Annotated in this window: 11 protein-coding genes; 3 read left to right on the top strand and 8 right to left on the bottom strand. The window is 71.4% G+C overall.

Annotated elements, in window-relative coordinates; translation table 11 throughout:
• Positions 1-25 precede the first annotated feature (25 nt).
• From ACYVJJ_RS08990 to ACYVJJ_RS09005, 4 genes are all read right to left on the bottom strand, one after another.
• Entirely contained in the window at positions 26-1,102 is a 1,077-nt protein-coding gene (locus ACYVJJ_RS08990) for a transglutaminase-like domain-containing protein (protein WP_460832857.1), read from the bottom strand.
• A 96-nt stretch (positions 1,103-1,198) separates the two neighbouring features.
• Positions 1,199-1,888 (bottom strand): hypothetical protein, encoded by a 690-nt coding sequence (locus ACYVJJ_RS08995; RefSeq protein WP_460832859.1) that lies wholly within the window; start codon positions 1,886-1,888, stop codon positions 1,199-1,201.
• Complete coding sequence (locus tag ACYVJJ_RS09000) at positions 1,885-2,412, bottom strand: RNA polymerase sigma factor (protein ID WP_460832861.1); 528 nt, start codon at positions 2,410-2,412, stop codon at positions 1,885-1,887. The genes ACYVJJ_RS08995 and ACYVJJ_RS09000 overlap by 4 nt, the downstream gene beginning before the upstream one ends.
• A 120-nt stretch (positions 2,413-2,532) precedes the next feature.
• A complete protein-coding gene (locus ACYVJJ_RS09005) occupies positions 2,533-4,341 on the bottom strand; it encodes a DUF885 domain-containing protein (RefSeq protein WP_460832862.1) in 1,809 nt (602 codons plus the stop codon).
• A 134-nt stretch (positions 4,342-4,475) separates the two neighbouring features.
• Between ACYVJJ_RS09005 and ACYVJJ_RS09010 the strand changes: the two genes are divergently transcribed.
• Together ACYVJJ_RS09010 and ACYVJJ_RS09015 are read left to right on the top strand one after the other, a co-directional pair.
• Positions 4,476-5,189: a hypothetical protein gene (locus ACYVJJ_RS09010; RefSeq protein ID WP_460832864.1), complete on the top strand. Its 714-nt coding sequence runs from the start codon at positions 4,476-4,478 to the stop codon at positions 5,187-5,189.
• Between the two features lie 117 nt (positions 5,190-5,306).
• Positions 5,307-6,020, top strand: coding sequence for an SOS response-associated peptidase (locus ACYVJJ_RS09015; RefSeq protein WP_460832866.1), 714 nt, complete (start codon positions 5,307-5,309; stop codon positions 6,018-6,020).
• A 3-nt stretch (positions 6,021-6,023) separates the two neighbouring features.
• Here ACYVJJ_RS09015 and ACYVJJ_RS09020 read toward each other — a convergent pair whose 3' ends face one another.
• The 3 genes from ACYVJJ_RS09020 to ACYVJJ_RS09030 all read right to left on the bottom strand — a co-directional run bounded on the left by ACYVJJ_RS09020 (position 6,024) and on the right by ACYVJJ_RS09030 (position 8,662).
• Positions 6,024-7,820, bottom strand: coding sequence for a DUF7844 domain-containing protein (locus tag ACYVJJ_RS09020; protein ID WP_460832868.1), 1,797 nt, complete (start codon positions 7,818-7,820; stop codon positions 6,024-6,026).
• A gap of 39 nt (positions 7,821-7,859) precedes the next feature.
• Positions 7,860-8,168, bottom strand: a complete 309-nt coding sequence (locus ACYVJJ_RS09025) for a DUF2388 domain-containing protein (protein WP_460833357.1) — start codon at positions 8,166-8,168, stop codon at positions 7,860-7,862.
• Between the two features lie 197 nt (positions 8,169-8,365).
• Positions 8,366-8,662, bottom strand: a complete 297-nt coding sequence (locus tag ACYVJJ_RS09030) for a hypothetical protein (protein ID WP_460832870.1) — start codon at positions 8,660-8,662, stop codon at positions 8,366-8,368.
• Between the two features lie 129 nt (positions 8,663-8,791).
• Here ACYVJJ_RS09030 and ACYVJJ_RS09035 point away from each other — a divergent pair, with 129 nt between their 5' ends.
• Positions 8,792-11,326 (top strand): alpha/beta hydrolase family protein, encoded by a 2,535-nt coding sequence (locus ACYVJJ_RS09035; protein ID WP_460832871.1) that lies wholly within the window; start codon positions 8,792-8,794, stop codon positions 11,324-11,326.
• Between the two features lie 32 nt (positions 11,327-11,358).
• Here ACYVJJ_RS09035 and ACYVJJ_RS09040 read toward each other — a convergent pair whose 3' ends face one another.
• Positions 11,359-13,206, bottom strand: a complete 1,848-nt coding sequence (locus ACYVJJ_RS09040) for a diguanylate cyclase (RefSeq protein WP_460832873.1) — start codon at positions 13,204-13,206, stop codon at positions 11,359-11,361.
• Positions 13,207-13,361 lie beyond the last annotated feature (155 nt).

Consider the following 13,361-nt stretch of genomic DNA (forward strand, 5'->3'; position numbering starts at 1 on the left):
CTGCCGCGCGCTGTCGCCTGCGCCGTCAGCCCCGTCCGCCGCGAAGCTTCTGCAGCTTCTGCAGTTTGCCGAGGTAGCGTATCCGCGCATCGCCGCCGCTGAGCGCGTGCGCGCGCTCCAGCGACTTGCGGCTGTGCTCGACATCGCCGAGTGCTGCCTGGACGCGGGACAGGCCGTGGAAGAAGCGGTGCTCGCCGTCGTGCAGGGCGATCGCGCGACGGTAGTGCCGCAGCGCGCCGGTGAAGTCGCGGGCCGCCTCGAGCGCCACCGCCTTCTGGAAATGATGGAACGGGTCGCGCGCCTGCACGCGGTCGAGTCGCTCGCGGAAGTGCGCGAGCTGCGCACGGTCGCCCCGGCGTTCCTGCAGCGCGACCATGTTGAAGAGCGTCGCGGCGTGCGTGGCGTCGATCGCGAGCGCGCGCCGGTAGTGGCGCTCGGCGCCGTCGATGTCGCCGCGTCGCATGCGCAGCACGCCCGCGTTGCTCCAGCTCGTCGCGTACTCGGGGTCGAGCTCGAGCGACCGCGCCATGTAGGCGTCGGCGGTCGCGGCGTCGCCGCTCGCGTCGATCTCGACCGCGCGATTGTTGTAGTAGAGCGCGAGCAGGCGGGCGTCGCTGATCGGGTCCGGAAGGCCGCGCAGCATCACGCTGTCCTGCGAGACATCGATGCCGAAACGCTTGCGCTGGAACGACACGCCGGCGTTGACGTGGTTGGTGCGGTAGACGACGTCGCCCTCGCGTTCCCAGACGAGCGTGTTCTCGATCGCCTGGCCATAGGCCTCGAGCCCGGCCTCTCGGGCGAGGGCCACCGCCATCAGGGTAAACGTCAAGCAGTTCGCGTCTCGCTTGGCATACGCCTCCGCGATGGTATACGTGGCGTCCGCCCGATAAGTCAGGTAGATGCCGCTCGGTTCGATCAGGAAACGGACGATAGCGTCGAGTCGCTCCTTCGGCGGCAGCGATTTCGCGAGGACCTCTCGATGGAATCGCTCGCGAAGGTCGGCCGGCAGGGCGAGGACGTCGCCGGCCGGCGGGACGACCGGCTGGGCAGCGGCGGTCGTCGAGAGCGCGAGCAGCAGGAGGGCGAGGAGCGTGCGGATCATGGCGGCCTCCGGACGTGGCGGCCAGGCCAGTCTAGGCCCATCGCGGGGCGAAAACCGGCACCGGCCCGCGGATCCGGCGAACGGTACGGACGGAGGTCAGTCGGTGGCGTCCCGCATCGCCAGCACGGCGTCCAGTTCGTCGTTCGCGCGCGTCAGGCTCTCGGCCGAGATGACGCGCACGAGGCGTTCGCGCAGCCGCGGACGCTTCCGCGCAAGGGCGACGAGCGCGAGGCTCCCGACGAACCCCCCGACGCTCATCGCGATCAGCCACGTGAGGAGCGATGGACGCTCGCCGACATGCGCGGCCAGGTGCGCCATGTAGCCGTCGAGGCCCAGCCACGCGGCGAGCACCGCGAGGAACGGGATCCACATGAGCCACCAGACCAGGCCGATCGCGATGCTCCCGCGCAGGTAGGCGCGGCGGAGCCGCAGCAGCCGCTCCTGCACCTCGACCACCGGGCGGCCCGGGTCGAAGCGCGGGAGCAGGGCGAGCGTGACCCCGACCCAGGCGAGGATGCCGACACCGTAGGCATGCAGCGCGATCGCAGCGGCCATGAGCGAGGGCGCGGCGGCCGCCGAGGTCTCGACGTCCACGGCCAGTGCGATCAGGCCGATCCCGAGCAGGGCCTGCAGCAGCTGCCCGGTCGCGAACGGCCAGAGCCGGCGCCGGATCGAGGCGAGGCGTCCGCGGCGTGCGTCGTCCAGCCGCAGGTGCTCCTGCGTGGCGACGCGGCGGTCGAGGTCGGCCCAGGCGGCCTGCAGGCGGTCGAAGGCATCGTTCGTCATGGGTTGGCTCCTGTCTCGGGGGCGAACCGGTCGCGCAGGCGCTGCCGGATGCGGTGGATTCGGGTGGTGACGGCGGTGGCGCTGAGGCCGAGCACGTCGGCGATCTCCAGCGTGCTGCGTGCCTCGAGATGCAGCAGGAGCAGCGCGCGCGAGGGGGCGTCGAGGCTCTCCATCACCTGGGCGAGGAGCAACGCCGCGTCCGAATCCGGCGCGGCCGCGCCGACGTGCTCGAGCACCGCGTCGTCGAGCTCGCCCACGTGGGATTGCCGCATGCGGCGATCACGCGCGGCAGTCATCGCGGTGTTCAGCGCGACGCGGTACATCCAGGTCGAGAACAGACGGCTGCGGTCGTAGCCGCGCCAGGCGCTCCAGAGCTGCGCCGCGATCTCCTGCGCGAGCTCGGCGCGGTCGTCGGGATGCCGCGCATAGGCGGCGGCGACCTTGTGCACGATGCCCCGGTGCGCCTGCAGCAAGGCGGCAAAGGCATCGCGGTCATCCATGGTGAGTGCGGCTTCGGCGGTCATGGGCTCCACGCGCGGTGACGTATGACCCCGTGATTGGCACGGGCGCGGGATTTGTCACCGGCCCGCCCGAACGAAAGAGGGCGGCCGCCGGCCGCCCTCCCTTCGGTGCCGCGTGCGCGATCACTCGATCGGCTCGTCCAGCATCATCTGCCGCACGAAGCGCACCGGCGGCGCGCCGTACGACAGCACGCGGTCGTGGTAGCGCTTGGCGTCGAAGCCCGCGCCCTCCTTCGCCTCCACCGCGCGACGCATGTCGAAGTGCTCCGCACTGCCTACGAAATAGGTCGGCAGCTGCGCGCTGGTGAGCTGCGCGCGCACCCACTTGCCCGCGGCCTCGCGCTCCTGCTGGAACGTGTCGTGCGTCATCAGGCGCATCGCCTGCTCGCGGCTCCAGCCGTCGACGTGCACGCCCTGGTCGAGGATCGCGTTGGCGATGGTGCGCAGGTAGAACTTGAGCTGGACGAGGCGGAACAGCGGGTCGTTGTCCATGTAGCCGGCATCGGCCATCACGTCCTCTGTGTAGACCGCCCAGCCCTCGGCGAACAGGCCCGAGCGCAGCACGCCACGCAGGATCGACGGATGCCGCGCGGAATGCGCGCCCTCGAGGTAATGCCCCGGCATCGCCTCGTGGATGCTCAGGAGGTGGATCATGCGCGTGTTGTATTCGCGCAGGAACGAATCGGTCTGCGCCTGCGTCCAGTCCTTCGGGATCGGCGAGATCGCGTAGTAGGTGTCCAGGCCCTTGTCGAGCGGGCCGGGCGAATCGGCATAGGCCACCGCGACGCCCTGCTGGAACTCCGGCATCGTGATGATCTTCACCGGATCCGGCGGGACGGTGACGAGATCCTTGGCCTTGACGAAGGCCGTGGCAACGTCGAGCGCCGCCTTCGCATCGTCGACCACGCGATCGCGCGCGGGGCGCTCGGCGTAGGCGAGCTCGAGCGCGGCCTCGATCGCCTTCTGGCGCTGCGCATCGCTGGGCTTTTCCGGGATCGCAGGCGCGCCCTTGCGGCCGGCAAGCACGCTGCGCGCGATGCCGTACATCTCGTCGCGCACGCGGGCGAGCTCGGCCCGCGCGCGTTGGCCGATCTCGGCGCGCGACAGCGAGGACATCAGTGCGAACTGCAGTTTCCGGTCGTAGAGCTCCGCACCGATACGCCACTCGCCCTTCGCATTGGGCACCAGCGTCTTGTCGAGCCACGTCTGCTGCTCCGCGACCGCCGTGCGCAGCGCGGCGACGGCCGCATCGAGCCGCGCACGGTCCGCGCCCTGCAGCTGGCCGGCATTGGGCAGGATGAACTGGTCGATCAGCTGCAGCACGCCACCGTGCTGGCGCGCGACCGTCTCGGCATGGATCTTCGGCACGCGCGCCGGCTCGACGTTCTCCCGCATCTGCGCGAAGAGCTTCGGCAACTGCTCCATGCGCGCCGTCGCCGAGTTCAGGCGCTGCGGCATGGGCGCGAAGTCGCGCGCCATCAGGTTGTAGATCGCGCTCCCCGCGATCGCGGTGTAGAGCTGCGGGTCCCAGGCGTAGGGGCGGTAGGTCTCGAGGTTCCAGATGTCGCCCGCCACCTGGTTGCGCAGGATGCGTGCGTCGATCTGGTTCTCGCGCGACAGCGTCGACAGGTCGATCGCGTCGAGTTCGGCGAGCGTCGCGCGATGGAAGGCCATCATCCGCTCGCGCCCGGCCGGGGAGAGGTCCTCGATCTCCGCATCGAAGCGGTGGTCGCCGAGCTGCGAGGCGGTGACGGGATTGAGCCGCATCCAGCCGTCCAGCCAGCGCCTGGAGATCTCCGCGAAGCGCGCGTCGGGCGTCGGGGCGGCGGATTCCACGGCAGGCGGGACCGACGCGGCGCCGGTCTCGGGAACGCTCTGGCAGCCCGCGAGGGCGAGCGTCAGCAGGGCGGTGGCGGGCAGGAGGCGGCGCATGCGGTGCTCCGTGGAGGGAAGGGCCCAAGCATACGGCTGCCGCGAGCGGACGGGCGGCCGTCCCGCTGCGGGCGGGACGGGGCATCCTTCGCGGGCCGGCATCGGGGGAGGTGCGCGGCATCCGGGAGGCCTCCATGGTCGCCGTCGCACGTCCGGGCCCGCTGTATCCGCGGGCCGCCTACTACTTCATCGCGCTGCTGCTCGTGGCGCTCGCCGCGTTCTATCCGTCCTACCTGTCGCGACTGGGCGAGACGGACGCGGTCCGCCACTTCCACGGGATCGTCTCGCTCGCGTGGATGCTCCTGCTGATCACGCAGGGCCTGCTGGTGCGCCGGCGCAGGCTCGCGCTCCACCGTGTGCTGGGCAAGTCGGCCTATGTGCTGGCGCCGTTGTTCGTGGTGTCGGGACTGCTGATCATCCAGGACATGTGCACCGGCTCGAACCCCTTCCAGCAGGCGTTCGGCCCGCGCCTGGCGTGGGTCGACCTGCTCGCGACGGGCTTCTTCGGCGCGGCGGTCTACCTCGCCATCCGCCATCGCCGCGACGTCCACCTGCATGCTCGCTGGATGGCGACCACGGCGCTGCTTCTGCTGCCGCCCGCCCTCGGTCGGCTCGCACCTGTCGTGCTGCCCTTCGTGCAGTCGTTCGACGCCGCCTTCCACAGCGCATTCGTGGTGACCGAGCTGCTGCTGTTCGCGCTGCTCCTCGACGATCGGCGCCATGGCCGCGCCTTCATGCCCTACCGCGCGTTGCTCGCGCTGACGATCGCGCAGCATGTCGGCTTCGCCTTCATCGGGGACGTGCCGGCCTGGCAGGCCTTCTGCAACGGGCTGGGGCGCCTCGCCTGACGGCCGCGCCGCACGGCTGACGTGCGGCTCACCGCGACCGTGCTATCCACCGCCGGTCACATCGGCGGAGGCGTCATGCGCGACCGATCCACCCGCGACGCGAGGACCTGACGGCGCATGCGCCGGTTCGTGCAGGCCTTCCTGCCCGAGGGGCTGCCGCGCGGCCTCGATGCCTCGGCTGCCGCGTCGCTCGCCGAAGCCCCGGAGCGCTACAACATCGCGTCGCGCGGCGCGGCCGCCGTGCTGTTCGACCGCGGCGACGGCCTGCGCGTCGAGGACTTCGAATGGGGGCTGGTGCCGAGCTGGTCGCGCCAGCCGGAAACGCCGTACACCACGGTGACCGCGCGGCTGGAGCGTGCGGCGCGCAGCCGTGTGTTCTCGCGCGCCTGGGAGAAACGCCGCTGCGTCGTGCCGATGTCGGGCTATTTCAAGTGGGATCGGACGACACGCCCGCCACGGCCGTACTTCATCCAGGCGGCCTCCGGCGACGCACTGTTCGCGCCAGGGCTGTGGGACCGCTGGCCCGCCGACGAACCGCAGAAGCAGAGCTTCGCGATCCTCACGCACGAGAACCGGGCGATTCCGGCGCCGCTCGTCCCCGACGGGCCGGTCTTCCTCCGTCCCGATGCGATCGGCGAGTGGATCGCAGGCCCGCGCTTTGCCACGCGTTTTCTGCTCGGCATGCCGCAGCCGTCACTGGTCGCCTATCGCGTGTCCAAGCGGATCCGCCGCCGCGACGTCGACGACTACACGCTGCTCGAGCCGGCCGACCCCGGCGAGGACGAACCCATCGATCCGCTCGAGGACGAGCCGCTCGACGAGGACGACTGAGGCTCAGTCGAGTCGCAGCCCGCCTGCCTCGCGATGCAGCCGCCGCACGCGTTCGCCGAGGCGCGCGACGTTTGCCGCGGTGGCGTCGAGCGCGCGGCGCTGCGCAGGCGGCAGCCATTCGCGCGCGGCGATGCGCAGTGCCTCGCTCTCGGCGCGCCAGTCGGCCGCGACGCGGTCGCCCTCGGAGCGCAGGCGCTCGCGTTCGACGCCGTGCGGCAGGCCGTAACCCGGGTCGTCGAGCAGGCCCGAGGGGCGCGACAGCCGATCGGCGAGCCGCAGCACGTCGGTGGCGCGCGTACCGGCGCTGCGCTGGACCGCACCGCCGAGCAGGCGGCGCTTGAGGGCATCGAGCGCGAGATGTTCCTGGCGGCGCTGCGCCGCGGTTTCGAGGACCAGCAGCGCGGCAGTTGCGCGCAGGTCGGCGCGGTCGATCCATGGACGGCGTGCTTCGGGATCGAGCGCGAGCCAGCCGCGGACGTCGCGCACCGGCAGATCGAGCGCGTTGCGCACGCCCGCGAGGAGCGTGGCGTAGTGCGCTTCCTGCGAATCGAAGGCGTAGCCGAGGCGACGCGCCGCGTCGGGGTCCGCGAGCGGCGCGGGGTCGGCGACGCCCGTGCGCCGCAGCCGCGTGAGCAGGCCGGTCGGCGTAATCGCGGCGACCGGCAAGGCGGCAAGACGCGGCACGCCGTCGTGCAGGAGCTTCCATGTCTCGACGGCGCAGTTGTTGCCGACGAAGCGGTAGCGTCCGTCGTAACTCCAGTGCACCTGCGCCGCGCGCTCGAGCAGGGCGTCGATCTCATCGCGCGAGAGCCGCAAGGGCACGGACCGCAGGCCGCGCAATTCGACCTTGGTGTACTCGTCCACCACCTGGTTCAGCGGGAGCACGAAGAGGCGCGAGGGGTAGGCGCCCGTCAGGCCCTTCCAGTTCGAGATCTGCACGTCGTCGACGAAGGCGCGGAACGAGAGCACGCGGTGGTGCGCGAGGTCGAGCCGGCAGTCCGGGCCGCGCGGCCGGCCCGGCGCGCAGATCACCAGCCGTAGCATGCCGTGTCCCCAGCGGCTCATCGCGCCGCGGCCGGGCTCCGCCAGCAGGTAGTCGACCTCCGCGACGCGTTCGGGTGCGATCTCCAGCAGTGCGGGCGAGCCGTCGTGCACGGCGGACGACTGCACGAAGGCATGGCCGGCCGCGCAGCGTGCCGCGGCGATGCGCGGCGCTCCGAGCCGCGCATTGAAGTAGGCATGGAGGGCGGGGCGACGGCAGGCGTATTCCGGGTCGAGCACGTAGCGCTCGAGGTTGGTGGCCACGAATTCGGCGGGACGCGCGCGCTCGTACGCGTCGGGGCTGCGCAGGCGGAATGCGTTGCTGCTCCGCCCCGCCAGCGGTCGCACCTGCCAGCCGGCGAGGTCGAGCAGGCGCGGATCGCGCGACAGGCCACCGAGGTCGCTGCGGTCGAGCAGGTGCGCGAGCTCGTGCACCAGTGCCGCCTGCACCACGCCACGCGCACGGTCGCGGGTCGTGGCGTCCGGTGCGCTCACGACCGCGGCGAGCAGCGCGCGACGCAGCAGCACGCGCCCACGCAGCGCACGGCCGTGGACGTGGGCGGGCAGTGCATCCGTCCACTCGATGCGCGGCTGCGCGTGCGGCGCCCGGGCCCAGGCGTCCGGCAATTGCGCCCGTACCTCGGCGACCAGGCCCTCGGCCATGACGGATTCCGTCGCCGACAGTGCCTCGACGGCGCTTGCAGGCCGCACCCCGAGCAGGAGCGCGAGGGCGAGCGACACCTGCGTCAGCGCGCGCACGCAGGCAGGCTTCCGCGGCCGTGACCGGAACGCGGTCGCTCAGCGGGCCAGGATGGCCTGCGCCAGCTGCAGGTCGTCCGCCTCGCGCGCGCCGGAATGACGTTCGCGGAGCAAACGCAGGGCGGCCTCGAGGCGCGCGCCACGGACGCGGCCGTCGGTGGCGACGAACAGGGCCGCGTCGTCGCGGGCCTCGGCCACCACCTTGTCGTCGCCGGACGTGCTACCCGACGTATTGGACGCGCCGTTGGCGGTCGCGCCGCCGGTGGTGCCGCCGAAGCTGCTGGCGGCGGCGTGGGTGCAGGCCAGCGTGAGGGCGAGGCCCAGGAGGAGCGGGGCGAGACGCGTCATGGGGTGCAGTCGGGTCATGGGAATGCGCAACAGGTTACCCGCGCCGCCTTCCCGCGCGATGACCCGCGGATGACGGCGGATGCGCCGGGCTTGCGCCAGCACGGACTCCGGCGCGTTTCGGCGACCGTCGTCCGTGCACGAGGGCGTATTTGCAGCGGATGGCGTCCGGCACGCGGCCCAAGCGGACCCATCGCGCCTCAATGGCGCCGTGCGCTGTCCGGCGTCCCGTCGGTGGGGTCCATCACGCTGAACTCGGGAAGTTCGGCGTCGTGCACGTGCCGCAGCGCCTCGACCACGTCCGGCGCGAGACGATCGAGGTCGAGGAGCACCTTGCCCGAGTGCACGTCGCGGATCGCGTCCATCGGCAGCGTGAAGTCACCCGCATTCTGGATGTTGACGACGACTTCGCCCTCACGCGTTTCGCGCACGGCGCCGACGCCCATCTCGCCGTCGGCGACGAAGATCATCTGGCCCACTTCGATGTTTTCACGCATGCCGTTCACCTCTTCGCGCCCCGCCGGGGCAAGCAGCGATCATCCGTCGTGACCGCGTCGGTGGGTGGTGAAAGTGCGACGGGACGTGCCCGCCGGTTAGCATGCGCGGGGGAGAGGGGGAGTGTCCGGATGTTTCGAAAGCCACGGCCCGCGGGCCGCTACACGCTGGTCCTGGGCGCGGCATGGGTGCTCGCGCTGCTGCTCGCGGCCGCACCCGCCTGGGCGACGCGACTGATCAAGCCCGGCGAGCCGGTCGACCTTCGGCCGGGCGAGGGGCTCCTGCTCGTCTCGATCGATACCGACTATGAGCTCGCGAGCGTCCGCTTCCGTCGTGACGGCGCGATCCTCGGCGGCGGAACGTTCCGCTCTCTCGAGAAGGGACGCACCACACGGCTCTACGCCGTTCCCGGCGGGCGCTACCACTGGACGCGCGTGACGCGGCTCGACACCTGGATCTACACGAACTGGGTGGACGTCGGCGACGACGAGGATTTCGCCTTCGAGGTGAAGCCGGGGAAGGTCAACTATCCGGGCGACCTCGTCTATCGCGGTGGCGCGTTCTCGACATCGCAGCTGCGGCTGGCGAACCGCGGGCTCGCCGCGCTCGACTGGCTGCGGGCCAAGCATCCGTCCACGCCCGCGGGATACGGCTTCGCCTATTCGGGGCGGTATCCGGATCCGTTTCCCGAGTTGTACGCCGCTCGACGCAATGGCGATGCGCGCTCGGACACCGAGCTCGATGCGGTCACCGCACCGGCCAAGCCCGCGACGCCGCTTCCGCTCGCGCCCCGCGACCTCTGGAAGGACGCGCGGATCGACGACGTCTCGCTGAGCCAGGACGGACGCCTGCTCGCGCAGGCGCTCCGCGAGGGCGAGGACAAGTGGGCCCTCGACGTCTTCGACATCGCACGCGGCACCAACGTGCGCGTCCTGGTTTCGGACATGAGCTTCGATCACGTGCAGTGGGAGAGCGAGCGGATCCTGCTCGCGACCATGCATTCGCCGCTGGGCGACTGGCTGCAGGTGCTGCACATCGAGCTGCCCGAGGCGGGCCCGCTCAAGGCGCGTCGCGTTGCGGGCCCGGTGGGCGACCTCGTCGACCTGCTGCCGAACGAGCCGGGCGTGGTGCTCTACCAGCGTCGCGACGACCGCGGGCAGCTCTCCGTCCATCGCCTCGATCTGACCGACGAGAAGACGGTTCGTGAGTTCAAGGGTGCGCGCATCAGCGAGCGGCTCAACGCCGGCGTCAGCGACGACCTGCAATGGCTCACCGATGGACAGGGCCGGCTGCGGCTTTATTTCAAGCGCCGCCCCAAGCCGGGCGACGAGGACGAGAACGAGATCGTCGCGATGCATGGCGTCGCCGGCCGCTTCCGCGAAGCAATGGTGGTCGACCCGTCGAAGTTCATGCCACTGCAGCTCTCGTTCGACGGCGAGCGGCTCTACGGGTTCACCGACGAAGGGCGCGGGCAGCGCGACCTGGTCGAGTTCGACCTCGCCACCGGCCGGATGGGCCGCACGGTGCACAGCAGGCCCGGCGTCGACCTGAGGGGCGCCGTGCTGGACGAACGGCGCGAACCCGTCGCGGTGCTCTATTACCGCGATGGTCGCCTCGTGACCGACTATTTCGACGCGAAGAACCAGCGGCTGTCCGAGATGCTGCGACGCGCGTTCCCCAACCGGTCGGTGCTGACCCTCGAGCGCAGCCGGGACGGCAATGTCCGCGTGCTGATGGTCGACGGCATCGACCAGCCGCCGCAGCTCTACCTTCTCGACGTCGCGAAGGGGAGCGCCGGCCTGCTCGACGACTACTACCCGGGGCTGGCCGACCGCCGATTCGCACCTGCCGACGTACTCAAGGTGGACCGGGGCGACGGCGTCGAGCTCGACGCCTTCCTGACCCGCCCGACCGGCAGCGGACCACGGCCGCTGATCGTGATGGCGCACGGCGGCCCGATCGGGGTCAAGGACGACCTGCATTTCAATCGCGAGGTCCAGTTCCTTGCGTCGCTCGGCTATGCCGTGCTGCAGGTCAACTTCCGGGGCTCCGAAGGGTACGGGCGCGCGTTCCGCGAGGCGGGGCACCGCAACTACGGGCGCCTGATCGAGGACGACATCGACGCTGCGATCCGCGCGGCGGTGGCACGCTACCCTATCGACGAATCACGGATGTGCACGCTCGGCAGCAGCTACGGCGGCTACTCCGCGATGGTCTCGGCGATCCGCTGGCCCGGACGCTTCCGTTGCGCGGTGTCGATCTCCGGCGTCAGTGATCGCGCGCTCTTCTTCACCGCCAGCGACAGCGTGGCAGCCGGCGACGCGATGCGCGACACGGTGGTGCGGATCATGGGCGATCCGAACGTCGCGGCCGATCTCGACGACATGCGCGCCACCTCGCCGCTCTATCGGGCCGCCGACCTCGTGGTGCCGCTGATGCTGGTCCACGGACGGGAGGATGCGCGCGTCGACTTCGAGCACAGCCGCCGGATGGTGCGCATGCTCAACCTTGCGGGACGCAAGCCGGTGGGCCTCTTCTTCGACCGGGAGGGCCACGGCTTCGAGAAGATCGACAACATCGAAGCCACCTGGTCCGGCATCGCGGCATTCCTCGCGCAGCACCTCGCACCCCCGGCTGCGCCGACGACCACTTCGTCCGCGAAGTGAGTGCAGCGCGTCCCGGCAAGGGGCGCACGGGCTCAGCTGTAGATCGTCCCGATCGCCGTCGAGAGCGTGACGCGGTCGCGGCCCGCGCGCTTGGAGGCATACATCGCCTCGTCGCTGGCGCGCAGCAGCGTGGGCATGTCGTCGCCGTGCAGGCCGAACAGGGCGACACCGACGGAGACGGTGACGCGCAGGCGTTCGCCGCCGGCCTCGAAGGGATGCTCCGCGATCGCGGCGCGCACGCGCTCGGCGATCGTGAGCGCGCCGTCGACCTCGTGCTCGGCCACGACCAGCAGGAACTCCTCGCCGCCCAGACGCACGGGCAGGTCGGCGCCGCGGCTCACGCTGCACAGCTGTGCGCCGATGCCCGCGAGCACGCGGTCGCCGGCCTCGTGCCCGTGGGTGTCGTTGATCGCCTTGAAGTGGTCGATGTCGATCGCGAGGAAGGCGAGGCCGCCGCCGCGGCGCTTGGCCAGCGGGATCTGCACGCGCAGGTACTCCTCGAGGAAGCGGCGGTTGTAGAGGCGGGTGAGCTCGTCGGTGATCACGAGTTGCTGCAGTTCCTGCTGCTCGATGCGGGCGCGCTCCTGCATGCGCTGGTTGTCGAGGCTCATCGCCAGCAGCTTGACCGCCGCGAGCAGCGTCCGCTCCTGCATCTCGTTGGGTCGGCGCTTGCGCGGTGACAGGGCGACGAGGAACCCCAGCGAGCCCGTCGTGGCGAGTAGCGGATGGATCGCGAGCACGCGCAGGCCCTTGTCCGCGGCATGGGCTTCGATCTGGTGGCTCTGGGCCGGGCCGACGCCGTCCGTCGCGCAGAGCGGCTCGGTGGATTCGAGCGCGGGCGCAAGGCGCGGGTCGCTCGCGGAGATGGCGAGCTGCACCAGGCAGCCGCGCTCGTCGAAGACGTGCACCATCGCCGCCTCGACCACGCCGTAGGCGGTCAGGATGCCGCAGGCCTGGCGGGCGAGCTGGGCGTCCGACAGGCCCGGCTGCGCGAGCGCGGCCGAGAGGGCGGACAGCGTCTTGAGCTCGAGTTCCCGCGCCCGCTGGCGGCGCTGGGCCAGGTGGAAGCCGAGCAGCCCGAGCAGGAGCGTCGCGGCGGTGCCGCCGATCGCCCACGGAATCCATGCCGGCAGTTCGGGCCTGGGCGGCTGCAGCACCTTGAGGTCCGCCGGGCTGGCCATCACGAGCTGGTAGCCGCCGTCATAGGGCCAGGTCGGTTTGAACAGCGAATGCACGCCGACCGCCGCCACCCGCGTGCCGCGCGGGAGCGCCTTCCAGTCGAAGTCGTCGGTGAGCGCCGCGGGGATGAACAGCGGGATCGAGCCGCCGTCGTCGCCGGTGATGCGGAGCATGCCGTAGGTGTCCAGCGTGAGTCCGCCCACGACGCCTTCGATGCGGATGCGCCGGCCGAGGTGCGCCGGGCCGTCGGCCTCGGCGACGGCGACGGTGGGCGCGGCCGGCAGCCTGGCGGTGCCGATGCGGCGCACCTGCACGTCCTGAAGCTGCACCGCGCCCTTGTACTGGCTCACCTCGCCCCAGGCCTCGACCACGTCACCCGCGGCGAGCTGGGTGTCCAGCGAACGGTTGTACAGGCCCATGCCGCCCGTCGCGTCCTGGATCAGCACCTGGAAGCCGTTCTCGCGCAGCACGCCGGTCGGAACGGTGACGACGCCGCGCACGCGAACGGCCTTGCCCTTTCGATCCGGCACCGTGTCGCGGTCGCGGTCGACGAGCACCGCGGCGACCGGCTCGAGCTGCAGCGTGGCCGGGTCGAGCGGCGCACGGCGCGGCCGCCGGCTGCGGCTGCCGTCGTCCGGTGCGGCGTCGGCGAACGCGGGCAGGAGCGCGAGCAGGAGGAGGAGGGCGTGGCGCACGGTCATCGGCGCGGGCATCGAAGGGGAGGCACAGCGGATATCGGCGCCGGGGCGCGAATCTGAAATCCACTGTGCTGGCCCGGATGGCCGCGGGTACCCGCGGTATGGCGTCTCGCCGCCGCGTCCCGCTGCGACGCGAGGGCTCGACCCCGCGCGAGGTC

This window comes from Lysobacter humi (ex Lee et al. 2017) (genome assembly GCF_054781815.1).